Here is a 25,258-nt window from a genome sequence, read left to right on the forward strand (position 1 = left end):
ACCGGCGACGGCCTACCCTGGGTGGATGAGCGAACCGGCCAGCACCTCCGAGACCCCCGACCACCCACGGACCGCGCTGGTCACCGGGGCCTCCACCGGGATCGGCGAGGAGTACGCCCGCAGGCTCGCCGAACGCGGCTACTCCCTCGTCCTCGTCGCCCGCCGGGGCGAACTCCTGGAGGCCCTCGCCGAGGAGATCGGCGGACGCTACGGGGTCGGCGTCCAGCCCCTGCCCGCCGACCTGGGCACCGACGAGGGCCTCTCGCTCGTCGTGCAACGCCTGTCCGCCGACGGCAGCGGCGACGAGGCCCCCGTGGACCTGCTCGTCAACAACGCCGGGCGGGGCGACGGCGGCCCCTTCGCTGAGCAGGAGCCCTCCGAGATCGACGCCATGATCGACCTCAACGTGCGCGCGGTCCTGCACCTGACCCGCGCCGTCCTGCCGGTCCAGATCGCCCGCCGCGGAAGCCTGCCGGGCCGGACCAGGCTCGGCGTCATCAACCTCTCCTCCGTCGCGGGCGAGATCACCGCCAACCCCGGCGGCTCTGTGTACGGGGCGGGCAAGAAGTTCGTGTCCCTGTGGAGCGAGAGCGTGGCCGCCGAGGTCGCCGAGCACGGCGTGCACGTCACCGCGGTCCTGCCGGGGTTCGTGCGCACCGACATGACCAGGGGCGTCCAGGAGAGCGGGATGCCCGCGTTCGCGTTCGTCCCCAAGGAGCAGGTCGTGCGCGAGTCCCTCACCGCCTGGGCGGCCGGGCGCTCCAGCGTCGTGGCCGGGGCCCAGTACAAGGCGGCCACGGGGCTGCTGCGCTTCATCCCCAAGCCGATCGTGCGCGCCGCCGCCCGCAGGGTGTGGTGAACCGGGGCGAGGCGGACCGGGCGCGACGGCCGCCCCGCGCCGGGACGGTCCCGGCGGTGTGGCGCGGTGTGGCGCACGCCGCCGCCCACATGATGAGACATCCCCGCGAGGGTGCGGCATCGGGGCGCCGGACCGCCTACGCTGGTAGCGCATCTGTCTGTCGAGGAAAGACACCATGAAGACCTTCGAAGAGCTGTTCGCCGAGCTGTCCGAGAAGGCGCGTTCCCGCCCCGAGGGCTCCGGGACCGTCGCCCAGCTCGACGCCGGCGTCCATGCCATCGGCAAGAAGGTCGTCGAGGAGGCGGCGGAGGTCTGGATGGCCGCCGAGTACGAGTCGGACGACCAGGCAGCCGAAGAGATCTCGCAGCTCCTCTACCACCTCCAGGTCCTGATGCTGGCCCGCGGCCTGCGTCTGGAGGACGTCTACAAGCATCTGTAGGCCGACGCGCCGCCCGCGCGCATCCGGCCACCGACGCCACGTCCCCGTACACGCAGCCACGAGAAAGCCGTGAACATGCCCGACATGCTGAGAATCGCCGTGCCCAACAAGGGCCAGCTCTCCGAACCCGCCGTGGAGATGCTCCGCGAGGCCGGGTACCGGCAGCGCAAGAGCAGCCGCGACCTGGTCATGATCGACCCCGACAACGACACCGAGTTCTTCTTCCTGCGCCCCAAGGACATCGCCGTCTACGTCGGCGAGGGCATCCTCCAGGCCGGGATCACCGGCCGCGACATGCTGCTGGACTCCGGCGCCGCCGTGGACGAGGTCCTGCCGCTGGGCTTCGGCGGCTCCACCTTCCGCTTCGCCGCGCCCGGCGGCGCCGGCATGAAGGTGTCCGACCTCAACGGCAAGCGCGTCGCCACGTCCTTCGACGGCCTCCTGCGCTCCTACCTGGACGCTCAGGGCGTCGACGCCCGCGTCATCCACCTGGACGGCGCGGTCGAGAGCTCCGTCCAGCTCGGCGTCGCCGATGCCGTCGCCGACGTGGTCTCCACCGGCACCACCCTGCGCCAGGCGGGCATGGAGACCTTCGGCGAGCCGATCCTGGTCTCCGAGGCGGTGGTCATCCGTCCGTCCGGGGCCCCCGAGAACCCCAAGTTCGACACGCTGCTGCGCCGTCTGCGCGGCGTCCTGGTCGCCCGCGACTACGTGATGATGGACTACGACGTGCACGCCGAGCGCCTGGAGGCGGCGGTCGCGCTCACCCCGGGCATGGAGGGGCCGACGGTCTCCCCGCTGCACCGGGAGGGCTGGGTCGCGGTCCGCTCGATGGTGCCGAGCAAGGACGCCCAGCGGATCATGGACGACCTGTGGCAGCTCGGCGCCCGCGCCATCCTGGTCACCGACATCTACGCCTGCCGCCTGTAGGCGGTGTCCTGAACACCGGACCGGCGGGGACGACATGACGCCGACCCCCGCCGGTCCCGCGCGTTCCGGCGGACGTCCGCGCGGTGGCGTCGCCCCCCAGTTCGACGCGGCCCGTCAGTCCGGCTCCGTCCCGGTGCGCCGTTGACGGCGCGCGCGGGCGAGGCCGTGTGCGGTGCGCAGCAGCTCCCGGGCCGCCTCCCCGGTCCGCGGCCCGGGGTTCACCACGGAGAGCCAGCCCAGACCGCCGTAGACGGGGTGCGCCACCACCGTGTCCGCCGCGCTCGGGTCCGCGCCCGGGTCGGCCGGTTCGCGCGGTTCACGGCCCGTCCAGTTGACGAAGGCCTCCCTGCCGGCGGCGATGTTCAGCCGGAAGACGCCGGGCCGGTCCAGGCGCGACGCCCGGTCGTCGGGGTAGTCCTTCGTCACGACGGTCGCGAAGGGCTGGGTCGCGGCGGGGACGGCGCCGTCGGGCGCGTAGTAGAAGAACGTGTCGCCCCAGCTGACCTCGGGGGAGCCGTCGCCCGGCCGCGGTCTGAGGGTCAGCACGCCCTCCAGGCTCCCGAGGAACGCGGTGATCTCTTCGATGTTCATGCGTTCAAGCGTTACATTCATGTGGTTGTGGAGACTTTTCCCCGAGGAGTGCGAGGTGGGGGAGTGGGAAGTCGCAACTCGACCGCCATGCGCACGGTCGACGTCGCCCGGCGCTCGGGGTACTCCGTCCAGCAGGTGCGCAACCTCGAACGCGACGGCGTGCTGCCCCCGGCGGCGCGCACTGCCTCGGGTTACCGGGTCTACGCCGAGGCGCACGTGTGCTCGGCCCTGGCCTACCGGGCCCTCGCCGCCGGGACCGGCCCGGCCGAGGCCGGGCGGATCGTGCGCGCCGCGCACGGGTACCCGGCCTCCGACCTGCTCGCCCTCCTGGACGCCGCGCACGCCCGGCTCCACACCGAGCGCCGGGAGCTGGGACTGGCCAGGGAGGCCGCGGAGGCGATCGCCGCGGAGCCGGTCGGGGACGTCCGCCCGGCGGACTCCATGGGCGTCTCCGAACTCGCCGCCGCGCTCGGTGTGCGGCCCTCGACGCTGCGGCACTGGGACGCCGAGGGGCTCGTCGTGCCCGGCCGCACCTCCCCCGGGGGAGCGCGGAGGTACTCGCCCGCCGACGCCAGGGACGCGCGGATCGTCCACCAGCTGCGCATGGCCGGGTACCGCGTCGCACCGCTGCGCAGCCTGATGCCGCAGCTGCGCCGCGCGCACCGGTGGGACGAGGTGACGGCCGCGCTGGCCGCCCGGGACGCGAGCATCGACGCCCGGTCGGCGGCCCTGGTCGAGGGCGCCGCCGCGCTCGGCGCCCTGCTGCGGTCGGCGCGGACACCGCACACGGTGCCCGCGGACGCCGGTCCCGCGGACGAGGGAGCCGCGGCCCGGGGACCTTCAGGCGCGGAACCCGGGCCGACGGCCCCTCACTCCGGAGCCTCCGCCAGCGGCCGCAATCCGACGGCGAACTCCACGCCCCCGTCGTACTCCGACTGACGCAGGGCGCCCACGTCGGCGAACATGCCCTCGACCTCGTGCCCGAACAGGTGGGTCAGCGCCAGGGTGAGGCCGCCCAGGCTCTCCCGGCCGGGCATCAGCAGCCGGACCTCGGAGCCCTGCGCGTACTCCACCAGCTCCACGCCCTCCGGCAGCGGGGACGGTGAGGGCCCGGCCTCCGCGACCGGCACGCACACCCGGTAGCCCGCTTCGCCCGCCCGCGGCTCCAGGCTCTTCCACCACCGCCCGTCGGCGCGCCACCCGCGCTCGTCGGCCAGAGCGCCGAGCCGCTCGGCCAGGGCGTGCGCCTCGGCGCGCTCCCGGTCCATGTCGAAGCCCCCGTCCGGGGAGAGCGCGGACACCCCCGTGAGGGCCGTGCGCGCCCGCCGGGGCCGGACCTCCACCTCCGGCTCCCACGCCAGGACCGCGAGGGCCTCCTCCAGTGCCCGGTCCTGGTCCTCCCGCTCGCGCCGGAGGTCCTCGGCGTGCCGGCGCAGCGCCTCCGGGGCCAGGCCGGGGTCGTCCACCACGCGCCGGACGGTGTCCAGACCCATGCCCGCGCGGCGCAGGGTGACGATCTGCCCGGCGCGCTCGATCTGGTCGACGGTGTACCAGCGGAACTGCGTGTCCTCGTCCACACGGGCCGGGACCAGCAGCCCGAGGGAGTGGTAGTGGCGCAGTGCCTTGTGTGAGAGGCCGGTGAGTTCACTGAAGGAACCGATGGGAAGCATGGTTCCACTGTGGCTCCTCCCCCAAGGGGAGGGGCAAGCGGGCGCTCCGGGTCCGGCGGCGCCCCGGCGCGGGCCGCCGCCGGTCAGTCCTCCCGGTCCCCGCGGCGGGCCTGGAGGGCGGCCCAGACGAGCGGGATCTGGAGCGGCACGCGGCCCCAGGCCACGAGGCGGCTGTCGGCCGGGCCCCGGAGCCTGCCCGTGCCCGAGTCGAGGGCCATCTGGACGTTGGCGGGCCACACGGCGAGCAGCAGGGCCGCGCTCGCCGGTCCGGCCCACGCCCTGCGCGTCAGCAGCCCCGCGCCGCAGACCAGCTCGGCCGCGCCGCTGCCGTAGACCCACGTGCGCGGCGCGGGCAGGGAGCGGGGCATGATCGCCTGGAAGGGCTTGGGCGCCGCGAAGTGCAGCACGCCCGAAGCCACGAACAGGCCGCCGAGGGCGTAGGGAGCGGCCCCGCGCACCCGGTCGAGCAGTCCGCCGCGTCCGCGCTTCACCTGCATGGAGTCCTCCTTCGGTGGGGTGGATGCCGACCCTACTCTTCGGTAACCCCCTGGTTCGCGACGACCCCCCCGGGCGGAGCGCCGTCCGTCCCCTCGACGGGAACGCGGACGCGTGCGCCGGGCGGGCACAATGTGGGGTATGGACCAGCCGACGACGTACACCGCCCCCGCCTTCCGTGAGCCAGAGGAGGAGACCGTCACGCTGGCGAGGGTGACCGGGGAGACCGGCGGCGACCTCGTGCTGCGCCGCGTGGGCGCGCACTACGAGATCTACTCCAACGGCGTCTTCCTCATGGACACCCGCGACGGCACCTCCGAGCGCGAGATGGTGCGCGCCGCCCTCACCGCCCTCCCCGCGGGCCGCTCGCGCTCCAGGGTGCTCATCGGCGGCCTGGGCGTGGGCTTCTCCGCCCGCGAGGCCCTGGAGCACCCCCGGGTGGCGGTGGTGGACGTGGTGGAACTCGAACCCCACGTCATCGCCTGGCACGACGGGGAACTGGGCGAGGCCGCCGAGTACGTGCACCGGGACCCGCGCTGCCGGGTGGTCAACGCCGACATCGTGGCCTGGCTGGAGGAGGCGTCCTCGGCCGCGGACCCCGTCCGCTACGACGTGGTCTGCCTGGACACCGACAACGGGCCCGACTGGACGGTGGTGGAGAACAACAACCGCCTCTACGAGGCGGCCGGACTGGAACAGCTCACCCGCCTGCTCGCCCCCGGCGGGGTCCTGGCCTTCTGGAGCGCCAACGCGGTGCCCGCCTTCGAGGAGTCGCTGCGGGACGGGTTCGCCTCGGTGGAGGTCATCGAGGTGCCGGTCGCCCGCGGCGTGCCCGACACCGTCTACCTGGCGCGCGAGCCGCGCTGAGGCGGGCGGCCGCGTTCGCGCCGGTGCCGCCCGAGGGCGGCACCGCGGGGCGGCCCCCGCCGGGGGGCTCAGCTCCTGGTGTCGGACATGTAGGCCGTGAACTCGTCCAGGGTGATCAGCCCGTCGCCGTCCTGGTCCATGGCCTCGATCGCACCCAGGGCCTGCTCCTCGGTGCAGCTGTCCCCGAGGCGGTGCATCAGGTCGGCGTACTCCTGCGCGGAGATGCGGCCGTCGCTGTCGGCGTCGACGAACGCGAAGGTCGTCGCGTACTCGTTGGTGTCGGGCATCTGCGTTCGTCTCCAGGGAGTCGCGGTGGCGGGTCCGGCGCAAGATTACCGGTGAGGGGGCGGTTCGGGAAGCCGACGGGATGCCGGCGCCCGCAGAGCCGGAGGGGCCGCGCACCGGAGGACTCTCCGGTGCGCGGCCCCTCGGGGTCGGGTCGCTAGCGGCTGCCCACGGAGGCCCGCGAGCCGATCCACCGCGCGATCACGGTGAACAGCAGCACCAGCAGGAACAGGCACAGGGCGGCGCCCCACGCGCGGTCGATACCGGCCTCGAAGGGCTGCATGGCGCCCCGGTACAGCTGCATCGGCACGGCGCCCTGCGGCTCGCCCTGGAAGGCGGTCACGACCAGGCCGGTGCCGAACGCGGTCAGCAGCAGCGGGGCGGTCTCGCCGATGCCGCGGGCGACGGCCAGCATCGAACCGGTGGTCAGACCGGGGGCGGCGGCGGGCAGCACCGTGTGCACGATGGTCTGCCACTTGCGCGCGCCCAGGCCGTAGCTGGCGTTGCGCATCTCGTTGGGCACGAGCCGCAGCATCTCCTCCGCGGACCGCGTCACGATCGGCAGCATCATCATGGCGATCGCCAGGGCGCCGGCGAAGGTGCCGAAGCCCATCTGGCCCCAGCCGATGACGATCAGGCCGTACACGAACAGACCGACGAAGATCGAGGGGATACCCGTCATCACGTCGGTGAAGAAGCGGATCGCGCCGGTCAGGCGGTTGGGACCGTACTCCACGACATAGACGGCCGTGGCGATGCCGAACGGGATCGACATCACGACCGCGAGGGCCATGATGTAGAGCGTGCCGAAGAACCCGGCGGCGTAACCGCCGCCCTCGCGCCGCGGCGGGGGCTCGGTGGCGGTGAAGAACTCCAGGTTGACGACGCCGATGCCGCGCCGGGTGACCTCGAAGATGATGAGGACCAGCGGGATCATCGCCAGGACCATCGCGGCGGTCAGTGCCACCGACGCCGAGCGGTCCTTGAACCTGCGAAAGCCCGAGCCGGGCGGGCGCTGGCTCAGGGGGGTGTGCCGGGCGTCCGGAGGAGTGGTGGTTGCTGTGCTCATACGGCGGAGTCTCCCGTGAACTGCCCCAGGCGCCAGACGATGACGCGGGCCAGGATGTTGACGATCATCGTGACCAGGAAGAGGGCGACGCCGATCGCCATCAGCGCCGTCCGGACCTCGGGCGACGCCTCACCGAAGGACGCGGCGATGTGCGAGGCCATGCTGCTTCCGGTGCCGAACAGGCTGCCGCTCCACCCCTGGGTGCCGCCGATCAGCATCAGCACGGCGATGGTCTCGCCGAGGGCGCGGCCCAGCCCCAGCATGGCCGCGGCCACGATCCCGGAGAAGCTGGCCGGCAGGATCACCTTGGTGATGACCTCCCACCGGGTGGAGCCCAGGGCGTAGGCGGCCATCTGCTGCTCGATCGGCTGGACGACGACGACCTCGCGGATGAGCGCCGTCATGATCGGCAGGATCATGATGGCCAGCACGATGCCCGCGGGCAGGTAGCCGACACCGCGCACCGGTCCCTCGAAGAGGAAGAACCAGCCGAACGTGCTCTCCAGCCAGACGAAGAAGGGCCGCATCACGTTCGGCAGGAACCAGTGCAGGCCCCAGAGGCCGAAGATGACACTGGGCACGGCGGCGAGCAGCTCGACCGTGTACGACAGCGGCTTGGCGAGGCGGCGCGGGGCCAGGTGGGTCAGGTAGACGGCGACCATGATCGCCAGCGGCAGCGCGATGACGATCGCGATGGCCGCCGTGACCAGGGTGCCGTAGATGAAGGGCCAGGCGCCGTAGACGCCGGTGATCTCCGTGCGCGAGCCGCCGCTCTGCCAGTCCTGCCCGAGGAGGAAGCCGAAGAAGCCCTCCTTGACGAAGACCGGCCAGGCCTCGCTGGTGGTCCGGATGACCATCAGCGCCAGGATGATCAGGACCAGGGTGCCGCAGGCCGCGACGGCCCACTTGAAGATCGGATCGCCCAGGCGCCCCTTGCCGGACTTCAGCGTCCCCCGCCGGGAGTCCTCGGGGGCCTGGGGGGCCTCACGGGCCTCGGTGGACATGTGCTTCTCCTCTGTGGCTTTCGTGGGGAGTGGAGAGCGTCCCGCCCCGGGGCGGGGGCGGAGGTTGGGAAGAAGGCGTGCGGGGCCGGGACGACTCTCCCGGCCCCGCGGGGCGTTCCTACTCGGTGGTGGCTTCGGCCTCGGGAGCGCTCTCCTCGGCGCTCTCCTCGGCTCCGGCCTCCTCCTCGGCACCGGCGTCGGCGCCGCCCTCAGCGCCGCCCTCGGCGGAGTTGGTCTTCTCCAGCTCGGCGACGACGCGGTCGGTCAGCTCCTGGCCCAGCGGCGCGTAGCCCAGCTCACCGGCCAGGTCGCGGGCGCCCTCGTCGGTCAGGGCCCAGGTCCAGAAGTCGATGATGGCGTCGGCGCTGGCCTGCTCGTAGCCGCAGGTGTAGGTGAAGATCCAGTTGGAACCGGCGATCGGGTAGCCCTCGCCGCCGATGTTGTCGATCGCGAACTGGAAGTTCTCCGGGATCTCGGCCTCCTCGGAGGCCGCGATGGTGGACTCCAGGGTCGGCTCGATCGGGTTGCCGTCCTCGTTCACGATGTGGGCGACGGACAGGCCCGCCTCCTGCGCGAAGGACTGGTTCACGTAGCCGATGCCGCCGGGGTTCTGGGTGATGCCCTGGGCGACGCCGTCGTTCTGCTGGCCGCCGACCAGGCCGTCGGCCCACTCGATCTCCTTGCCCTCGCCGTACTTCTCGGCCCAGGAGTCGACCTCGGTGCTCAGGTAGTGCGAGAACACGTAGGTGGTGCCGGAGCTGTCGGAGCGGTGGACGGGGATGATCTCGTCGCCGGGCAGCTCCATGTCCGGGTTGAGCTCGGCGATGGCCGGGTCGTCGAACGTGGTGATCTCGCGGTCGTAGATGGCCGCGATGGTCGCCGGGTCCAGGACCAGGCCGTCCAGCTCGGGGTTGTTGAAGGCGATGACGACCGCGCCGAAGACGACCGGGAACTGCACGGCCTCACAGCCGCGAGCCTCGGAGGCGGCCGCGAGGTCCTCCTCGTTCAGGGGCTCCTCGGAGGAGCCGAAGTCGACGGTCTGCTCCAGGAACTGCTCCACGCCGGCACCGGAGCCCACGCTCTGGTAGTTGACGCTGACGCCGGGCTGGACGTCGTTGGAGTAGGTGTAGATCCAGTCCTGGAACAGGGGGTCGGGGAAGCTGGCACCGGCACCGGTCAGGGAGGCGCTGAGGTCGCCCCCGCCGCCGCCGGAGCCGTCACCGGCGGTGTCGCCTCCGCTGCTGCACGCCGCCGCGAGCAGGGGGATGGCCGCCAGGACGGCGAGCTTGGAACGCCCGTTGCGCATGTCGTAGTTCTCCTCGTTGAATCACCGCTGTCGGGGCTGACGTGAAACGACAGTAAGTGCGCAGGAAGACGCTGTGTCATCGAAATGAAGGCGGGATGGTAGAAGAAGGGTGAATGCGAAGTGAATGGCGGTAACCATCTGATAACGGGTTCGTTTTTTCGGCTCAGCGCGGATTCTGTCATGTTCCGGGGACAGGCGGTGATGACCTGCGGGTATGGCCGTGGATGCCGGGGCGGAGCGGTGGTTCCCCGGTGGCGGAGGTGACACGTCGGATTGTTCGGCGGTTCATCTTCGCGTTCGTCTCGGACTGAGATGACGTGAAGATGAACAAGGGGTCTCGTCGGCATCACCGAAAGGACCCGGCGGAGGGGAATTCACGAACCCCGTCCCGCGCTTTCCCTCCGCTCAGGAACCGTTCGCCGTGTCCAGCCGGTAGCCGATCCCGCGGACCGTGTGGATGAACCTGGGCTGTGCCTCGGAGTCACCCAGCTTGTGCCGCAGGCGACGGATGTGCACGGCGATGGTGTTGTTCACCGGAGGCAGCGGCTTGTGCCAGACCTCGGTCCACAGCTCCTCGCGGCTGACCACCCTGCCGCTGTGCCTCAGCAGGAAGTCCATGATCCCGAACTCCCGCAGCGCCAGGTTGACCGGGTTGCCGTCCACGAAGAGCCGGTGCCCCAGCGCGTCCAGCTCCAGGGCGCCCGAACGCAGCGCGGCCGAGGAGACGGTGCCGTCCGGGCCGCCGCCGTCCGGTCCCGGGAGGGAGCCGCGCAGCAGCGCCGCCAGCTCCGGGATCCGGTAGGGGCGGTTGACGCACGCGGTGGCTCCGGCCGCCAGCGCGCGCATCGCCCGCTGGGAGTCGCCGGGGCCCACCCCGATGAGGATCGGGATGTCCGTCGCCCGCCGGGTCACCCGCACCAGCGTCTCCAGGTCCACCTCGGGCGGAGTGGCGCTGGTGACCAGGGTGTCCGGTCGCATCATCCCCACCCGCAACAGCGCCTCGGCGCCGTCCACGCACACCGTGATGTCCACGTCGTGCCCGCTCAGCGACAGCACCAGCTGGTGCGACTGCTCCGACTCGGGCTCCACCAGCAGGACCCGGAGCGGTCCCTCCGACCGTTCCGAGCGCTCGACCAGTTCGTCCTCGACCGGGGTGCCCGGGAACGGGACGGATGCGGACGTTGTGAGCGCGGGCATGGGAGGTCCACTTCGTCGAAGGAACAGTGGGGCGGATCCCCGGGAGGGTGCTCCGGCCTGACCGAAACGGCCCTCCGGTCGGCGGTCGCGACCGGAGGGCCCGCGGCCTTGGGAGAGCCGGAGGTCAGCGGTTTGGCCGAAGCGACCTCACCGATCAGCGGTCCCCGTCTGTGGGAGAGCCGGAGGTCAGCGGTTTGGCCGAAGCGACCTCACCGATCAGCGGTCCCCGTCTGTGGGAGAGCCGGAGGTCAGCGGTTTAGCCGAAGCGACCTCACCGATCAGCGGTCCCCGTCTGTGGGAGAGCCGGAGGTCAGCGGTTTGGCCGAAGCGACCTCACCGATCAGCGGTCCCCGTCTGTGGGAGAGCCGGAGGTCAGCGGTTTAGCCGAAGCGACCGCTGATGTAATCCTCAGTCCTCTGGTCGGACGGCTTGCTGAAGATCGTGGCGGTCTCGTCGAACTCCACCAGGCTGCCGTAGCGGTCGCCCGCGTCGTCCACACCGGCGGTGAAGAAGGCCGTGCGGTCGGACACGCGCGCCGCCTGCTGCATGTTGTGCGTGACGATGACGATGGTGTACTCGCTGGCCAGCTCGTACATCAGGTCCTCGATCTTGAGGGTCGCGATCGGGTCGAGCGCCGAGCAGGGCTCGTCCATCAGGATCACCTCGGGGTTGACCGCGATGGTGCGCGCGATGCACAGGCGCTGCTGCTGGCCGCCGGAGAGGGCGAAGGCGCTCTCCTTGAGCTTGTCCTTGACCTCGTCCCACAGGGCGGCCTTGGTCAGCGTCTCCTCGACAAGGTCGTCCATGTTGCCGCGGACGCCGTTGATCTTGGGGCCGTAGGCCACGTTGTCGTAGATCGACTTGGGGAACGGGTTGGGCTTCTGGAAGACCATGCCGATCCGGCGGCGCACCTCGATGGGGTCGACCTCCGAGGCGTACAGGTCCTCGCCGTGGTACGTGACCTTGCCCTCGATGCGGGCGCCGGGGATGAGGTCGTTCATGCGGTTCAGGGTCCGCAGCACGGTGCTCTTGCCGCAACCGGACGGCCCGATCATCGCGGTGATCTGACGGGGGCCCACCTTCAGGTCCACGTCGCGCACGGCCTTGTTGGAGCCGTAGTAGATGGAGAGCCCGGAGACGTCGAAGACGGGGTCGCCCAGGTCGGGAACCTCGCGGTTGTACCGGACGGTGTCGGGGGCGACGCCGCGACCGGTCTCGGTGCCGCGAGGGGAGGCGGTGTTGCTGACAGACATGAGGCCACTTCCGGATCGGACTGTGCGTGCGCGGGAGGTGCGCGGCCGGAGCCGCGGAGCGCGGTCGAACCCATGCAAATATGTCCGTATGAAGCAACGGTGAACGAACCCCGTGGCGAAGGTGAACGTGGGCGGTGAACTCGGAGGCGTAGCGATCGCGAGGCGTTGCCCTCCCGTCACCGAAGGAGGTGCGGACCGCCTCTGGAGTGCGGTTCCTCCTGTCCGGTGGGATCGGGCCCCGGGCGGGCCGAAACTCGCCGGGCGGGTGGACAGGTGACCGGCCGCAAACCTCTCGATGACTTTTCGGTCTTCCCAATCCCACCTTTTCGGTCCCACCGGGGCGGGGGACCGGCCTCCTGCCGGGACGCGGCGGCGCCCCGCCCGGACGCCGCCGCTCCCGTCCGGCCGGGCCCCGTCCGGACGCGCGAACGCCCCGGACGCCGCCCTCCGTGGGAGGGGGCGTCCGGGGCGCGCGGAACCGGTTCTCACCGCTCCGGGGAGTGCTTCCCCGGGAAGTACTACTCCGGGGAGCCGCCCTGCTCGGTGATCTTCTCCCGCACCTCGTCCATGTCCAGCTCCTTGGCCTGCGTGATGAGGCTCTCCAGGGCCTCGGAGGGCAGGGCCCCGGGCTCGTTGTAGATGACGGTGCGCTCGCGCACGATCATCAGGGTCGGGATGGACTGGATCTTGAACTCGAAGGCGAGCTCGCGCTGCGCCTCGGTGTCCACCTTGGCGTGGACGATGTCGGTGTGCTTCTCCGAGGAGGTCTCGAACACCGGGGCGAACTGTCGGCAGGGACCGCACCAGTCCGCCCAGAAGTCGATGAGGACGAAGTCGTTGTCCTTCAGCGTCTCCGCGAAGTTGTCCTTGGTGAGCTCGACCGTGGGCACGTGGTCTCCTGTATCTGTTCGTTGGTTGGTGTCGACCGTCGGCCAACCGCCATCTCTCAGTGCTACAGCGGTCGTGCCCGTTCGTTTGTTCCGCATGCCTGCCCCGGCCGGTGAACCACCCCTCAAACCGGTTGTTTTACGCCATAACACGCCTTACATACCTGTTTGGGAGGAAAGAGGGACGACGGCTAGTGTCGACTGGAGGGGCGCGGGCCCGCGGGGCGGGCCGGCCCGGTTCGGGGGCGAATCCGGGATCGTCCCTGTTGAAAGGGGGTGCGGGATGGGTTCCGAAGCCTCTCCGCGGGACGCGGAGGGTCCTTCCGTGGACTACCGGTTCACCCTCGCCAACGAGCGGACCTTCCTCGCCTGGGTGCGCACCGCACTGGCCCTGCTCGCCGGTGCCGTCGCCGTCCTGCACCTGCTCCCGCTGGGCTGGGCGGAGGGGCCGCGCACCGCGGTCGGCCTGCTGCTGGCGGTGCTGGCCGGGGTCATCACCGTCTACGCCCCGCTGCGCTGGTACCGCGTGCAGCGGCTCATGAGCCGTGGCGCGGCCCTGAAACTGAGCGCGCTCCCGCTCGTCACCGCCCTGGCGGTGGGGCTGGTGTGCGCCCTGGTCCTGCTGGGCCACCTGCTGTGAGCACTCCCGTCGAACGCGACCCCGGCATGCAACCGGAGCGCACCCTGATGTCCTGGCACCGCACGATCGCCCTGCTGGTCGTGGTGGGACTGCTGTTCCTGCGCGGCTCCCTGGCCCCCGGCGACGACACCTTCCCGCAGGCCCCGCCCGAGGTGCGCGTGGCCACCGCGGTCGGACTGCTGCTCCTGGCGGGGGTGCTGGCCGCGCACGTGTGGCTGCGGTGGCGGGCCGGCGGGCACGGCGCTCCCGCTCCGGGAACCGGGCGGCCATCGCCGTCCGTGGCGGGCCCGTGGGCGATGGCGCTCCTGTGCGCGGGCGTGCTCGCCCTGAGCTGCGTCCTGGTGGTGACGGTGCTGCTGGCGCTCTGAGGACCCGGCCCCCTCGTCCGCGCCGCCCGGAGGCGGACGCACCCGTCCATGCCCTCGGCGGGCCCGCGGTCCACCGGCGCCGGTCGCCCTCGTGCGGGCATGGGGGAGCACCGGGACCCGGCCGGGACGCGCGACCGTCCCGTCGGGGGAAGGGCCGGAGCCGTGGCCCTCCGTCGTCCTGTCTCGTGTCGGTCGGCCGAGGCGGAGAGGGCGCCCCGGACCGGTCCCCTCCGGTTCGGTTACGCCGGCTGCGGTACGGAGCCGACCGTGCGGCGGTGCTCCATGATCGAACGGATGATGTCGTTGAGGTCGCGCTCGGGGCGGTACCCGATCAGCCGCGCGGCCAGCGACGTGTCCGGGTAGCGGCGCTGCATGTCCTCGTAGCCCTCGCCGTAGGCCTCCTCGTAGTCGACGTAGGTGATCGCGCTCCTCGAACCGGCCAGCTCCACGACCCGGTCGGCCAGGCCCTTGATGGAGACCTCCTCGTGCCCGCCGAGGTTGACGGCCTGGTTGTAGGCCTCGGGGGTGTTCATCAGCCGCAGGAGCGCGGGCACCACGTCGAACACCGAGCCGAAGCAGCGGCGCTGCGTCCCCGTCCCGTACACGGTGATGGGCTCGTCCGCCATCGCCTGCTCCACGAAGCGCGGGACCACCATCCCGTACCGGCCCGTCTGGCGGGGCCCGACCACGTTGAAGAAGCGGGTGATGACGCACGGCACGCCCGACTCGACGCCGTGCACGTAGGCGACGAGCTCGTCCAGCCCCTTCGCCGCGGCGTAGGACCAGCGGCTCTTGGTCGCCGGACCGTAGACGCGGTCGTCGCCCTCCTTCAGCCCGGCGGCGTCGTTCTTGCCGTAGACCTCGCTGGTCGAGGCGACCATGTAGGGCACGCGGTGCGCCACGGCCGCCTCCACCACGTTCTCCGTCCCGTGCAGGTTGATCCGCAGGGAGCGCAGCGGGTTGTCGACGATGTTGTACACGCCCACGGCCGCCGCGAGGTGGAACACGGCGTCCGCCGGGGCGACCAGGGAGTCGACCAGCTCCCGGTCCAGGACGTCCCCCTCCACGAACCGGAACCCGGGCGAGCCCTGCGCCTGGGCCAGGTTCGCCGGGGACCCGGTCGACAGGTCGTCCAGGACGGTGACCTGATGGCCCCGGGCGATCAGGTGGTCGCACAGGTGCGAGCCGATGAAGCCGGCTCCTCCGGTGACTACAGCCTTCATGGTTTCCCCTCCACTCGGTGTTCTCTCTCGCCGCCCCCCGACGGGGAGCGGCGTGTGTGCGCGGTCGTCGCGGCCGCGCGCACGGTGGGGCGGCGCGCGGCGCCGCCGACCGCGGTCTCGGGAGCGCTCAGGCCAGGCAGCGCAGCACGTGGAAGCCCTCCCCGAGCGCCACGCCCGCCTGCATGCCCCGCAGGACGGCGAGGCTGCGCAGGGTGGGCTCGGAGCGCGTGTGCGGGTGCTGGTGAGACTGGGAGCCGTACAGCTGCATGCCGTGGAGCTTGTCGACCACCTGCACCTCGTCCAGCTCGACGATGAGGTTGGGCGGGCACAGCGGCTCCGAGCGCCAGTGGTCGGCGGCCTCCTCGTAGGCCAGGGCCAGGCGCGGGTGGTGGCGCAGCGCGGTGTTGGACGGGCGCAGGGCGGTGTGCACCGCCTCGGCCACGGCCCGGTGGTCCTGGTTGTAACTGGAGTGGTGCGGTCCGAGCACCACGGTCGGGCGGAGCCGCTCAATTGACAGCGGGCTCTCGCGCTCGATCAGCTGGGCGAGGTCCACCCGGGCGACGGAGTCGAGCCTCAGGTGGTACTGGTCGCCGGGCAGGGCCATGTGCCAGTCGTCCCAGCGGAAGTGGTCGGCGACCTTCTTGATCTCCGCGTAGCGCTCCTCCGCCGTGGAGAAGCCCTTGGGAGACATGTCGGCCGTGTCCCCGACGGTGAGGAACTGGACGAACACCTCGGCGCCGGCCGCCTTGGCCTTGCTCATGAGGCCGCCGCAGCCGAGCGTCTCGTCGTCGGGGTGGGGCGCGAACACCAGGATGCGTTCCTGGGACCAGTCCGTCGTCATACCGTTTCCCGTCCTTTGCCTAGAGAGCGATCGGGTTTTTCCCGGGGAGCGGCGCCGCGCCCGGTGGCGCGGCGTTGTGGTGGACCCGTGTCCGGGTCAGCTCTGGGTTCTCGCCTGCCTGAGCACGTGCAGTGCCTCCGGGCCGGTGTTGAGGAGAAGGTCGATCGCCGACAGACGGGGGACGAAGTCGGCCGGTGCGCGCCCGTGCTGCGGGTACACCGGGTGGCGGAAGTCCTGCCACCGGACGTCGATCCCGTAGCGGCGCAGGGTCTCGGGCTCCAGGTAGTCCCGGGCTCCGTCACCCGAGAGCATGGTGTGCGCGCCGGTCTTGGCGCAGATCTGGGCGAGGAGCTCGCTCTTGCGGCCGGGGAAGTCCCCGATCTCACTCGCCAGCAGCAGCGGCGTGTCGATGCCGAACCACCGCATCAGCATGCGCGTGGTCGCTACGCACAGGTCCGCGAGACCGTCCCACTCCTGTTCGTACAGGTGGGCGATTTCGTCGCGGTAATCCTTCCAGTGGGGCGCTTTGCGGTAGCAGTGTTCCGCGAGTGCCTTGTAGTGTCTTGACTTCCATTTCTGACTGTTGTCAACAACCTTGTCCCGTATGAGGTCGTTCCGGCTGCCCTGGGCGACCGGAACGGTCAGTAGGACGGGTTTTCCGCCGCCGCCGACGTAGTTGCGGTTCTGCCATCCGCGGCGCTCGAACTGGACGTTGTCGAGGATGATGAAACGGTCGGAACGGTCAATTTTATCCAAAAGTCCCAGCCACGGAAGGTAGTGAGGCTGGTGCAGTGCCACGGTGCGTGACGCACCGTCCTGGCTGCTCATGGCGGAGTAACCCCCCGGGCTGGTGGCCTGTGGGATTCGAGTGGAACCGGATGAGGATGAGGACGGAACGCCGATCACTCCGAGCATTCTCCTTAGCTCCGCTGGTCACTTTCCGCAGATTTTTCCAGGATCTGGACAATGTTGGACAAACCACAGACGAGCCGTAGCTACTGCTCACAAATATCCTCTTATGGTTACCATCTTCCGCAAGCCCGTGTATACGATTTGCGTGGCCTACATAGGACAGCGAACCCGGGTGAACCTCTCGGTGTCGTAGGGCGTCAAGCTAACACCGACTTTGCGGGTTAATGTCGGTCCGAAACCGAGAACTTCGGAGGGTCCTAGCGCTGTGCGTACCGCACGTTTCATAGGCGGCCTGCTGATCGGGCTCATCGCCCTCGCCCTGGCCGCGGCACTCTTTGTCTACTGGTTCGGCTACGCGACGGACGTGGCCGAGGCCTCCGGCCTCGGCGCCCTGGGTTACGTGTTCCTGTGGTTGGCCTTCGGCGCCAACCTGCTGCTGTGGACCGTCGTCGGACTCGTGCGCCTGGGCGAGGACTCGGTGCGCGCCGTGCTCCGGTCACCGCGCGCCGGACACCGCGGCGCCGTCGGGGGCGGGGCCCGCGAACGCGTCCTGGTGGGCGCGGGCGGTTCCGGCGGCACCGCACTCGCCGAGCGGGGCGGCGACGCCTCCGAGGGGGGCGCCCCGGCCGCCGTGGCGGCCCGGGCGGCGGATCCCGGGCGGGAGGTGTCCCTGGCCGTCATCATCCCGGCGCACAACGAGGAACCCGTCATCGGCGGCGCCATCGCCTCCGCGACGGGGCTGTTCGACCGCTGGGACGTCTACGTGGTCTCGGACTCGTCGAGGGACTCCACCGCCCAGATCGCGGCCAAGACCGGCGTGAACGTCCTCGAACTCCTCACCAACCGCGGCAAGGCCGGGGCCATCGAGGCGGTCATCGAGGAGTTCTCGCTGACCGACAACTACGACGGCGTCCTCATCCTGGACGCCGACACCGAGCTCGACCCCGGGTACGTGGAGGGCGCCCGGCGGCAGCTGGCCGACCCGTCGGTGGCGGCGGTCGCGGGCTTCGTCGTCTCGGAGTGGAAGCCGAAGGAGCGCGGCTTCGTCGGCCGGATGATCTCGGCCTACCGGGACCGCCTGTACTTCATGCTCCAGTACCTCATGCGCTTCGGGCAGACCTGGCGGCACGCCAACACGGCCTTCATCGTGCCGGGCTTCGCCAGCGTCTACCGCAGCGAGGCGCTCAGGGAGATCGAGGTCAACCCCAAGGGGCTGGTGATCGAGGATTTCAACATGACCTTCGAGGTGCACCACAAGCGCCTCGGCAGGATCTCGATGAACCCCGACACCAAGGCCTACAGCCAGGACCCGTTCACCTTCCGGGACTACTACAAGCAGGTCACCAGGTGGACGCTGGGCTTCTGGCAGACCGTCCGGCGCCACCGGGTGTGGCCGAGCCTGTTCTGGGCCTGCCTGGCGCTGTACATCCTGGAGGTCGTCCTGGTCTCCGCCGTGCTGTTGGTCACCACCGTGGTCGGCCTGTTCGTCCTGGCGGGGACGCTGGGCGGCGAGTTCTTCCTGAGCCTGCCGTTCGCCGGGGAGGCCTTCACGGCGGTGACGGCCTTCCTGCCGCTGCTGGCGATCGCCATCGGCCTGTTCATCCCGGACTACATGCTCACCTGCCTGATGGCGGCCATCCGGCGGCGGCCGTCCTACCTGGTCTACGGCCTGCTCTTCCTCCCGATCCGGCTCGTGGACGCCTACCTCGCGCTGCGGATGATCCCCAAGGCGTGGACCACCGAGTCCGACGGCCGGTGGAGCAGCCCGGACCGCGTCTCGGGCAGGTGACCCGACCTGCGGTGATGTGAGATCGTCCGGCCCCGGGTACCCCGGGCGTCCGGGGTACCGGACAGCGTTTAGGCTGATTTCCGCCCGCCCGCGGACCTGCCTTGCCGGAGCGGGGACGCAGTCGTCTGAGGGGGATCAGCCGTGGACAAGAGGCGCGTGTCGTTCGCGTTGTACCGGGTGCTCGCGTACGTGACCGGAGTCTTCCTGCTGGGCCTGACCTTCGTGGCCATGCCCGCCAAGTACCTGGTGGGAGAGACCGCCCGGTTCTCCCTGGTGGCCGCGCCGCAGGGCCTGGAGCACTGGTTCGGCCCCGAGTCGCCGCTCATGCTCTACATCGCGATGCCGCACGGCTACATCTACATGGCCTACGTCTTCGTGGTCCTGTGGGTCGCCCTGGACCGCCGCTGGAGCGCCTCCCGCACGCTGGGCGTGGCGCTCGCGGGCACCATCCCCGTGCTCGGCTTCGTGGTCGAGCACCGGATCGTTCGCTCGGAGCAGGCCAAGGACCGCGAGGCCGGACGGGCTCAGGAGCCCGCTACCGCGGGCTGATCCTCCCGGGAGCCCCCCTCGCGCAGCTCCCGGCGCATCAGCAGGACCCAGAAGACCACGGCGGAGACGCCGAACATCGCCCACTGCACGGTGTAGCTGAGGCTGCGCCAGTTGACGGTGAACCCGGTGGGCGGCTCGGGCGGCGGCGCCGGGACGAGCGAGGCTGTGGCCGGGTCCGTCTCGGGCAGGGTGACGTAGCCCTCGTAGAGCGGGTGGTCCCACTCGTTGACGAGCACGGACGTGGCGATGCGCTCGACCTGGCCCTCGGAGACGTCCACCGGCACGACCCCCTCCGAGCCCGCCGGAGGCAGCAGCCAGCCGGTGACCGTGACCTCGCCCCCCGGTACGGGCGGGATGTCCTGGCCCTCCTCGGCCCAGCCCCGGTTGACGGTGACGGCGGCGCCGTCGTCGTCGGTGACCAGGGGGACGATGACGTCGTAACCGCGCACGCCGTCCACGACGCGCGGCACCAGCAGCTGGGCGTCGGCGTCGTAGCTGCCGCTGGCCTCCACCGCGCTGTTGGCGAAGGAGTCCGGGTGCATGTACTGGCCCGGTTCGAGCAGGTCCGAGACGGGCACGGCACCGGCCAGGTCCGCGACCGGGTTGGTGATGACCTCGCGGTCGGGCTCGAAGGCGCGGACGAACTGCCAGGCGGTACCGGCGACGCAGACGACGCCGACCAGCACGGCGAGCAGGTGGATGCCGAGCCACCGTGGGCTGAGGAGCGGTGATCTCACCAGACCAGGCTAAGCGCGGTCCCCGAGCGCCCCGTCATGACCCCGGTTTGACGCTGCGCACACACGCTTGGCCCGCAGTCTGCCGAGGAATGACGATCACTTTAAGTAGTTCATCGTGACTCAGGGTTGTTCTTCGAGGGTGTGGTGGGTAGTGTCTCCATCAACGCGGAACGACCGGGTCGTTTCCGCGGCAGGCCTTCAAGGCCGCGACTCCAGGGGGGAGGAGTCGTCGGCCGCTTCCCAGCGCGAGGGTCGCTTCCGTACTTTGAGGGGGGATGCGGAAGCGACCCTCGCCACCTCGTAACCGGGGGCGTTCCCACAGGTCAGTGGGGGCGCCCCCGTCGTTTCCGGTGTCCGGGCGGTCTTTCGGAACGCGAATCTCAGCGGGGGCGTGCGCGGAAGTCGCTCCAGAGGTCTACGGCCTGTTCGAGATCCAGAGCCGCCACCTTCTCGGGAGCTATGCCGACGCTGTGGACGAGGCGTTCGGCCAGCCATTTCGGGACGGGTTCCCTCGGGGGAACCGGTTCGTGGGCCACGCAGCCCGCCGGTTTGCCGAGGCGCTCGATGACGGCCGCGAGTCGCCGGGCTACGGGGGGCGCGTTCGACGCCTCCCGAACCCGTAAGGAGGCTTCGGCGTAGACCTGGGCGTCCGCACGTTCGCCCACGGCCCAGACCTCGCAGATCTCCACGTCCTTCCCGTCGGTCACGCGGTACACGACACGCCAGGTGTTGCGTCCCACGACCAGCTTGCGGAACCCCGTGAGTTCACCGCCCAGGGGGTACCCGGCTTCCGGGTTCTCCTCCAGGAGGAGAACCTTCTTCAGGACCTTGGGCACCGCGTCCGGACCGAGTCGCCGCAGATCGTCGATGGCGGCGTCGGTGAAGGAGATCTCGGCCATCAGTCCTCGGGAAGTTCTTCGAGCGAGGCACGGCTGTGCCCGAAAGCGTTCAGGACGTCGTCCAGGGAGGTCCGCCGCCCGCTGTCGGTGAGATCCCGTGCCATGACCAGAGCGAGGTCTCTGAGGTCTGCTTCGGCCTGCTCCAGTTCTGTGAGCCGGGAGAACGCGACCACGGCCGCGACCGGCTCACGCCTCCGGGTCACGATGACCTCGGACCCCTGTTCCGCGTCGTGGACGATGCCGGCGACGCCGCGTCTCGCCGCGTCGGTGACGCTGATCTCCTGGGTGTGCTCGAGAATCGCCATTCCTCAACTGTACAGAAAAATATACAGAAGGGCGGCGGCGGGGAACCGAGCTCTCTGCTCCGTGAGTGTTCCCCGCCGCCGGTACCGCCCGGGAACCGGGTCAGGTGAGCGGCCTCGTCAGCCCATGCTCTTCTGGCCGTCCAGGGCCTCGCGCAGGATGTCGGCGTGCCCGCAGTGCTGCGCGGTCTCGCGGATGATGTGCAGCAGCACGTCGCGGGCGGACCAGGAGGCGCCCTCGGGGAACCACGGCGCGTCCGGGAGCCGGTGGCTGACCTCCAGGTCCGGCAGGCCGTTGACGAACGCCTCGGTCTCCCGCGCGGCCAGCGCGTAGTCGGCCAGGACGCCGTCGAGGGTCTCGCCCTCCAGCAACCGGAAGCTGTCGGTGTGCTCCTCCCAGGTGGCCGGGTCCTCGTAGTCCGTCTTCTGGTGGACCTCCCCGTCGCGGACGAACCCGATCCAGTTGCGCTCGGCCCGGGTCACGTGCTTGACCAGTCCGCCGAGGGTCAGTTCGCTCACCGTGGTGCGCCGCGCGGCCTGTTCGTCGTCCAGGCCCCGGACCGTGAGGCGCAGGAAGTCGCGCTGGTCCCCCAGGAACCGCAGGAGGCTCGCGCGCTCCACGTCCACCGTGCTCGTCGCCGTCGTGACCACCATGACCACCGCTTTCCCGCCCTGTCCGACTCGGTACACGAGGACTCTAGGAAGCATGGAGGTCAGTTACGGTCCTCCACTGGACGGAAAACGGGAGAAAGGGTGCGGCCCCGAACGGGACTCTGCCGATAGCCTGGCGTTCTGGCGACTCGGAGGTTCCATGACCTTGCTTCCGCTCCAGTACCGGCTCGACGGTCCCCGGCACGCGCCCGTCGTACTGCTCGTGCCGCCCTTCGGCACCACGATGTCGGTCTGGGAACCGCAGCTGCCCGAACTCACCCGCGACCACAGGGTCCTGCGGGTCGACCACCGGGGACACGGCTCCTCTCCGGCCCCGGAGGGCCCCTACACCGTCGAGGAACTCGCCCTGGACCTGCTCGGCGTCCTGGAGGCCCAGGGACTGACCCGGGTCCACGCGGTGGGCGCGGGGCTCGGCGGGGCGCTGCTGGTGTGGATCGCGGCCAACTCGCCGCGCACCCTGGAACGCCTCGTGCTGCTGGCCGCGGCGCCCCGCACCCCGCGGACGCACCGGTGGGACCTCCTGGCCTCCCGGGTGCGCTCGTCGGGCCTGGAGTCGGTGACCGCGGACGTGGTGCGGCCCTGGTTCACCCCGGACATGGGCGAGGAGCGGCCGTGGGTCGTGGCCCGGCTGACCGAGGAGTTCGGCGGGCTCGACCCGGAGGGCTTCGCCTCGGTGTGCGACGCCGTGGCCGGGATGGACCAGCGCCACCTGGTGGCCTCCGTGCGGGTGCCGACCCTGGTGGTGTCGGCCGCCCACGACCCGATGCTGCCGCCCGGCCACGGCCGCAGGCTGGCGGACGGGGTCCCCGACGCCCGGTTCGAGGTCGTCTCCGGCGCCGCGCACCTGCTCGGGGTCGAGCGCGCGGAACGGGTGAACGAGTTGGTGGTGGAGCACCTGTCCGGCTGAGAGGAGCCCGTCCGGTGATGCGGGATCAGACCTCCGCCACGGGGATCAGCGGGCTGTTGATCTCCAGCAGGTAGCCGTCGGGGTCGCGGAAGTGCGCCGCGCGGATGCCCCAGGCGGTCCAGTCACGCGGCTCCATCACCTGCCGGGCGCCGTCCGAGACCAGTCTGGCGGCCGTGGCGTCGACGTCGTCCACCTCGAAGATCACCGCGAACCGGTCCTGGTTCGGCAGCGCCGGGTCGGCGGTGTCGGTCTCCAGGGCCTCCGCCATCACCTCGCGCTGGTTGATCGCCAGCCGGGTCCCCGACTCGACGTCGAACTCCGCGTAGCGGCTGCCCTCGTCCCCGCGCAGCACGGGGAGCTTGAGCACCTCGGAGTAGAAGCGGAAGCAGGCCTCGTAGTCGTTGACGAGGAGCCTGATGTAGCTGCAGCGCATGTGGTCTCCTGCCGTTCGGCGTCGTTGTCAACACCATTGTCCCGTTCCGGGAGCCGCGTGGGGGTTGTCCACACCCGTTTTTCCTCTTCCCCGGCACCGTGTTCGAAACGCGTTCTCCGCGTCGCGGCTCGGCTTCCCGCTCGGGTGCGTTCCATCGCGTTCCGTGGTCCGCCTTCGACCCCGTCCTGTATCCCCTGTCGTTCATTATGTAGTACATGTACTATCAATAGCAGTAGGAGGATGACGGAACGGAGGATTGGTGTGATGAGTGCGGATGCCCGGTCGGGCGCCGAGACGGCCCGGGAGAGGGCGGTGCGGAGTGTCCGCTGAGAGCGGCGGGGCGACCGGCCGCCGCCCCAGGGCCGCGGCCGGAGGCGGCGAGGCCGTCTACAACCGGATCGCGATGTTGCGGGCGGAGCGCGGCGTCTCCCGCCGCCAACTGGCCGAGGCGCTGGGCGTGCACTACCAGACGGTCGGCTACCTGGAGCGGGGCGAGTACAGCCCCAGCCTCCACCTCGCGCTGCGCGTCGCACGCTACTTCGAGGTTCCGGTGGAGGTCGTCTTCTCCACCGAGCCCTTCCCCCGTATCGGTCAGTGACCCGAAGGAGACCCCCGTGTTCGTCAGCAAGCCCGGTTCGCGCCAGCAGGAGCGGCTGCGTGCCTACATCGAGAACCCGCGCCGTCGCCGTTTCTGGGCCGCGCGGTCCCGCCGCCGCCTGACGGTGGTCGCGTTCGCGCTCGTCACCGTGCTGGCCGCGGCGTCCTACGCCGTCGGCCTCATGGCTGAGGCGTCCGACTCCTATGTGTCGTTGACGCTCTACGGCCTGCTGCTGGGGGGTTCGGCCCTGCTCGCCACGCACGTCAACGTCGCCGTGCGCTGGGTGGGCGGTTACGAGGGGCTGGACGAGTTCCAGCGCGCCGAGATGGACCACGCCGCCCGTGTGGGACACAACGTGACCATGGTCCTCCTCTGTGTCCTGCTCGTGGTGGGCGCCATCTTCGGCAGTTGGGTCAGCAACCTGGAGTTGAGCGCGCGGCTCCTCATGGCCGTCCTCGTGCCGCTGGTGGTTCTCACGACCATGTGCCACGCGGCCTTCCCTGCCTGCTACCTGGCCTGGATCCGCCCCGACGAGGTGCTCGACGACGAGGACGACGAGGACGCGTGACGGCTCAGGGGACGCCCACGGACTTACTTCGTTTCCCATGTGCTCGGGGGCGGAGCCTGGTAACCAGGGTCTGTGGCAGGCATGCGTACGATCACCGAGACCGAGGCCGTGAACAGGTTCTGGGAGCTCCTCAATGCCGTTGAGAGCGGTGAACGGTTCACCGTCACCCGACGAGGGCTTCCCGTAGCGGAGATCGGGCCCGTTCGTCACCGGACGGACGACGATCCGATGACGCGTCCTGAGAGCGTGAAACCGCCCGACGGCGGGGAGGTCCGACGGCCGGGGTCTCAGAGGATGTCCGGGCCCGCCCAGCCGTAGGTGTCCCGTTCGCGGACCCGGGCCAGCTCGTCCTCGGACAGCACACGGGGCTCGCCGAACTGGCGGGCCCTCAGGTAAGCGCCGCTGAGCCAGTCGAGCAGCCGCAGGTTCTCCAGCGCGTGCCCCAGGTCGCGGCCCAGGGCGAGGCCGCCGTGGTCGGCGAGCAGCGCGGCGTCGCGGCCCTTGAGCGCCTTGACGGCGTGGTCGGCGATCTCTCCGGTGCCGTAGGTGGCGTACGGGGTGACAGCGACCGCCCCGCCCAGACCGGCGGCGCGGTGGTGGATGGCGGGCAGTTCGACCAGGACCGAGGACACCGCGACGGTGTCGGTCGTGAACGCGTTGACCACGGCGGTGACGTCGCGGTCGTGCTCGGCGGACAGGCGGTGCACGGCCATGTGCAGGGTGGCCTCGGCGGCGGGGTCGCGCCTTCCCTCCAGCACACGGTCGTCGAGCGACATCACCGGGCAGTCGGCGGGCTGGATCTGGTCGAGGCGGACGCCGTGGGGCGTGACGACCACCAGATCGCCGCTGCGGACGCTGACGGTCCCCGACTCGCCGGGCGCGGTGCCCGGGTCCGCGGCCAGGGCACGGGCGGTCAGGCAGACGTCACGGCGTTCCTGTTCGAGCAGCATGCCTTCCTCAAGGGGTGC

Annotated in this window: 32 protein-coding genes; 13 read left to right on the forward strand and 19 right to left on the reverse strand. The window is 70.8% G+C overall.

The genetic code is table 11. The annotated features are described in order from the left end of the window. Positions 1-25 precede the first annotated feature (25 nt). From AC0VX6_RS00990 to hisG, 3 genes are all read left to right on the forward strand, one after another. Positions 26-859: an SDR family NAD(P)-dependent oxidoreductase gene (locus AC0VX6_RS00990; protein WP_274975806.1), complete on the forward strand. Its 834-nt coding sequence runs from the start codon at positions 26-28 to the stop codon at positions 857-859. Between the two features lie 175 nt (positions 860-1,034). Further along, positions 1,035-1,298 carry a phosphoribosyl-ATP diphosphatase gene (locus tag AC0VX6_RS00995; RefSeq protein WP_013156366.1) on the forward strand — a complete coding sequence of 88 codons (264 nt, stop codon included), beginning with the start codon at positions 1,035-1,037 and terminating at the stop codon, positions 1,296-1,298. 75 nt (positions 1,299-1,373) lie between these two features. After that, a complete protein-coding gene (gene hisG / locus AC0VX6_RS01000) occupies positions 1,374-2,228 on the forward strand; it encodes an ATP phosphoribosyltransferase (protein ID WP_274975807.1) in 855 nt (284 codons plus the stop codon). 114 nt (positions 2,229-2,342) lie between these two features. Here the strand turns inward: hisG and AC0VX6_RS01005 are convergent, their stop codons facing one another. Continuing rightward, complete coding sequence (locus AC0VX6_RS01005; protein WP_475467161.1) at positions 2,343-2,819, reverse strand: DUF6194 family protein; 477 nt, start codon at positions 2,817-2,819, stop codon at positions 2,343-2,345. Between the two features lie 63 nt (positions 2,820-2,882). Here AC0VX6_RS01005 and AC0VX6_RS01010 point away from each other — a divergent pair, with 63 nt between their 5' ends. Beyond that, entirely contained in the window at positions 2,883-3,758 is an 876-nt protein-coding gene (locus AC0VX6_RS01010) for a MerR family transcriptional regulator (RefSeq protein WP_475467162.1), read from the forward strand. Here AC0VX6_RS01010 and AC0VX6_RS01015 read toward each other — a convergent pair. Both AC0VX6_RS01015 and AC0VX6_RS01020 read right to left on the reverse strand, forming a co-directional pair. Continuing rightward, positions 3,689-4,489: a MerR family transcriptional regulator gene (locus AC0VX6_RS01015; RefSeq protein WP_274975810.1), complete on the reverse strand. Its 801-nt coding sequence runs from the start codon at positions 4,487-4,489 to the stop codon at positions 3,689-3,691. The two genes, AC0VX6_RS01010 and AC0VX6_RS01015, sit on opposite strands and share 70 nt — an antisense overlap. 83 nt (positions 4,490-4,572) lie before the next feature. Then, positions 4,573-4,986 carry a DoxX family protein gene (locus AC0VX6_RS01020; RefSeq protein WP_274975811.1) on the reverse strand — a complete coding sequence of 138 codons (414 nt, stop codon included), beginning with the start codon at positions 4,984-4,986 and terminating at the stop codon, positions 4,573-4,575. A gap of 139 nt (positions 4,987-5,125) precedes the next feature. On the opposite strand from AC0VX6_RS01020, the gene AC0VX6_RS01025 reads away from it, so the two are divergent. Continuing rightward, positions 5,126-5,851 carry a spermine/spermidine synthase domain-containing protein gene (locus AC0VX6_RS01025; RefSeq protein WP_475467164.1) on the forward strand — a complete coding sequence of 242 codons (726 nt, stop codon included), beginning with the start codon at positions 5,126-5,128 and terminating at the stop codon, positions 5,849-5,851. Positions 5,852-5,919: 68 nt separating this feature from the next. On the opposite strand, the gene AC0VX6_RS01030 is transcribed toward AC0VX6_RS01025, so the two are convergent. The 7 genes from AC0VX6_RS01030 to trxA all read right to left on the reverse strand — a co-directional run bounded on the left by AC0VX6_RS01030 (position 5,920) and on the right by trxA (position 12,855). Next, positions 5,920-6,138: an EF-hand domain-containing protein gene (locus tag AC0VX6_RS01030; RefSeq protein ID WP_274975813.1), complete on the reverse strand. Its 219-nt coding sequence runs from the start codon at positions 6,136-6,138 to the stop codon at positions 5,920-5,922. Between the two features lie 155 nt (positions 6,139-6,293). Then, positions 6,294-7,205 carry a phosphate ABC transporter permease PstA gene (pstA, locus tag AC0VX6_RS01035; protein WP_130396041.1) on the reverse strand — a complete coding sequence of 304 codons (912 nt, stop codon included), beginning with the start codon at positions 7,203-7,205 and terminating at the stop codon, positions 6,294-6,296. After that, entirely contained in the window at positions 7,202-8,209 is a 1,008-nt protein-coding gene (gene pstC / locus AC0VX6_RS01040; protein ID WP_274975814.1) for a phosphate ABC transporter permease subunit PstC, read from the reverse strand. The genes pstA and pstC overlap by 4 nt, the downstream gene beginning before the upstream one ends. A 118-nt stretch (positions 8,210-8,327) precedes the next feature. Continuing rightward, the gene (gene pstS / locus AC0VX6_RS01045; protein WP_274975815.1) at positions 8,328-9,515 is read right to left on the reverse strand and encodes a phosphate ABC transporter substrate-binding protein PstS; all 1,188 of its coding nucleotides are present in this window, start codon (positions 9,513-9,515) and stop codon (positions 8,328-8,330) included. Between the two features lie 405 nt (positions 9,516-9,920). Further along, complete coding sequence (locus tag AC0VX6_RS01050; RefSeq protein ID WP_274975816.1) at positions 9,921-10,712, reverse strand: response regulator transcription factor; 792 nt, start codon at positions 10,710-10,712, stop codon at positions 9,921-9,923. Positions 10,713-11,092: 380 nt separating this feature from the next. Continuing rightward, positions 11,093-11,965 carry a phosphate ABC transporter ATP-binding protein PstB gene (gene pstB / locus AC0VX6_RS01055; protein WP_013156377.1) on the reverse strand — a complete coding sequence of 291 codons (873 nt, stop codon included), beginning with the start codon at positions 11,963-11,965 and terminating at the stop codon, positions 11,093-11,095. Between the two features lie 518 nt (positions 11,966-12,483). Beyond that, a complete protein-coding gene (gene trxA, locus AC0VX6_RS01060; protein WP_475467166.1) occupies positions 12,484-12,855 on the reverse strand; it encodes a thioredoxin in 372 nt (123 codons plus the stop codon). A 280-nt stretch (positions 12,856-13,135) separates the two neighbouring features. On the opposite strand from trxA, the gene AC0VX6_RS01065 reads away from it, so the two are divergent. Both AC0VX6_RS01065 and AC0VX6_RS01070 read left to right on the forward strand, forming a co-directional pair. Then, the gene (locus tag AC0VX6_RS01065; RefSeq protein ID WP_212641893.1) at positions 13,136-13,492 is read left to right on the forward strand and encodes a YidH family protein; all 357 of its coding nucleotides are present in this window, start codon (positions 13,136-13,138) and stop codon (positions 13,490-13,492) included. Then, positions 13,489-13,860 (forward strand): DUF202 domain-containing protein, encoded by a 372-nt coding sequence (locus tag AC0VX6_RS01070; RefSeq protein WP_274975817.1) that lies wholly within the window; start codon positions 13,489-13,491, stop codon positions 13,858-13,860. The genes AC0VX6_RS01065 and AC0VX6_RS01070 overlap by 4 nt, the downstream gene beginning before the upstream one ends. Positions 13,861-14,099: 239 nt before the next feature. Here AC0VX6_RS01070 and AC0VX6_RS01075 read toward each other — a convergent pair whose 3' ends face one another. The 3 genes from AC0VX6_RS01075 to AC0VX6_RS01085 all read right to left on the reverse strand — a co-directional run bounded on the left by AC0VX6_RS01075 (position 14,100) and on the right by AC0VX6_RS01085 (position 16,752). Further along, entirely contained in the window at positions 14,100-15,083 is a 984-nt protein-coding gene (locus AC0VX6_RS01075) for an NAD-dependent epimerase/dehydratase family protein (RefSeq protein WP_475467168.1), read from the reverse strand. 127 nt (positions 15,084-15,210) lie between these two features. Then, positions 15,211-15,924, reverse strand: a complete 714-nt coding sequence (locus AC0VX6_RS01080) for a PIG-L deacetylase family protein (protein ID WP_248773048.1) — start codon at positions 15,922-15,924, stop codon at positions 15,211-15,213. A gap of 96 nt (positions 15,925-16,020) precedes the next feature. Beyond that, a complete protein-coding gene (locus tag AC0VX6_RS01085) occupies positions 16,021-16,752 on the reverse strand; it encodes a WbqC family protein (RefSeq protein WP_475467170.1) in 732 nt (243 codons plus the stop codon). Positions 16,753-17,101: 349 nt separating this feature from the next. Between AC0VX6_RS01085 and AC0VX6_RS01090 the strand changes: the two genes are divergently transcribed. Together AC0VX6_RS01090 and AC0VX6_RS01095 are read left to right on the forward strand one after the other, a co-directional pair. Next, a complete protein-coding gene (locus AC0VX6_RS01090; RefSeq protein WP_475467171.1) occupies positions 17,102-18,625 on the forward strand; it encodes a glycosyltransferase family 2 protein in 1,524 nt (507 codons plus the stop codon). Between the two features lie 141 nt (positions 18,626-18,766). Beyond that, positions 18,767-19,174, forward strand: coding sequence for a DUF3817 domain-containing protein (locus AC0VX6_RS01095; RefSeq protein WP_248773050.1), 408 nt, complete (start codon positions 18,767-18,769; stop codon positions 19,172-19,174). Here AC0VX6_RS01095 and AC0VX6_RS01100 read toward each other — a convergent pair. The 4 genes from AC0VX6_RS01100 to AC0VX6_RS01115 all read right to left on the reverse strand — a co-directional run bounded on the left by AC0VX6_RS01100 (position 19,150) and on the right by AC0VX6_RS01115 (position 21,766). Further along, positions 19,150-19,911, reverse strand: a complete 762-nt coding sequence (locus AC0VX6_RS01100; protein ID WP_475467172.1) for an SURF1 family protein — start codon at positions 19,909-19,911, stop codon at positions 19,150-19,152. The two genes, AC0VX6_RS01095 and AC0VX6_RS01100, sit on opposite strands and share 25 nt — an antisense overlap. 380 nt (positions 19,912-20,291) lie before the next feature. Continuing rightward, entirely contained in the window at positions 20,292-20,810 is a 519-nt protein-coding gene (locus AC0VX6_RS01105) for a type II toxin-antitoxin system RelE family toxin (RefSeq protein ID WP_475467174.1), read from the reverse strand. Then, on the reverse strand, positions 20,810-21,115 hold the full coding sequence (locus tag AC0VX6_RS01110) for a type II toxin-antitoxin system Phd/YefM family antitoxin (RefSeq protein ID WP_019610812.1): 306 nt from the start codon (positions 21,113-21,115) through the stop codon (positions 20,810-20,812). The genes AC0VX6_RS01105 and AC0VX6_RS01110 overlap by 1 nt, the downstream gene beginning before the upstream one ends. A gap of 117 nt (positions 21,116-21,232) precedes the next feature. After that, entirely contained in the window at positions 21,233-21,766 is a 534-nt protein-coding gene (locus AC0VX6_RS01115; RefSeq protein WP_475467175.1) for a DinB family protein, read from the reverse strand. Between the two features lie 157 nt (positions 21,767-21,923). Here AC0VX6_RS01115 and AC0VX6_RS01120 point away from each other — a divergent pair, with 157 nt between their 5' ends. Further along, on the forward strand, positions 21,924-22,691 hold the full coding sequence (locus tag AC0VX6_RS01120; RefSeq protein ID WP_475467176.1) for an alpha/beta fold hydrolase: 768 nt from the start codon (positions 21,924-21,926) through the stop codon (positions 22,689-22,691). Between the two features lie 25 nt (positions 22,692-22,716). On the opposite strand, the gene AC0VX6_RS01125 is transcribed toward AC0VX6_RS01120, so the two are convergent. Continuing rightward, the gene (locus AC0VX6_RS01125) at positions 22,717-23,124 is read right to left on the reverse strand and encodes a VOC family protein (protein WP_248773055.1); all 408 of its coding nucleotides are present in this window, start codon (positions 23,122-23,124) and stop codon (positions 22,717-22,719) included. 319 nt (positions 23,125-23,443) lie between these two features. Here AC0VX6_RS01125 and AC0VX6_RS01130 point away from each other — a divergent pair, with 319 nt between their 5' ends. The 3 genes from AC0VX6_RS01130 (at position 23,444) to AC0VX6_RS01140 (ending at position 24,608) form a co-directional block, all read left to right on the forward strand. Then, on the forward strand, positions 23,444-23,722 hold the full coding sequence (locus tag AC0VX6_RS01130; protein ID WP_130396056.1) for a helix-turn-helix transcriptional regulator: 279 nt from the start codon (positions 23,444-23,446) through the stop codon (positions 23,720-23,722). Positions 23,723-23,738: 16 nt separating this feature from the next. Beyond that, positions 23,739-24,290, forward strand: a complete 552-nt coding sequence (locus tag AC0VX6_RS01135; RefSeq protein ID WP_274975825.1) for a hypothetical protein — start codon at positions 23,739-23,741, stop codon at positions 24,288-24,290. Positions 24,291-24,371: 81 nt separating this feature from the next. Then, positions 24,372-24,608 carry a type II toxin-antitoxin system Phd/YefM family antitoxin gene (locus AC0VX6_RS01140; RefSeq protein WP_274975826.1) on the forward strand — a complete coding sequence of 79 codons (237 nt, stop codon included), beginning with the start codon at positions 24,372-24,374 and terminating at the stop codon, positions 24,606-24,608. Here AC0VX6_RS01140 and AC0VX6_RS01145 read toward each other — a convergent pair. Then, positions 24,578-25,240 carry a class II aldolase/adducin family protein gene (locus tag AC0VX6_RS01145; RefSeq protein WP_475467177.1) on the reverse strand — a complete coding sequence of 221 codons (663 nt, stop codon included), beginning with the start codon at positions 25,238-25,240 and terminating at the stop codon, positions 24,578-24,580. The genes AC0VX6_RS01140 and AC0VX6_RS01145 overlap by 31 nt on opposite strands. Positions 25,241-25,258: the final 18 nt, after the last annotated feature.

The sequence above is a fragment of the Nocardiopsis sp. iso_25 genome, from assembly GCF_056173305.1.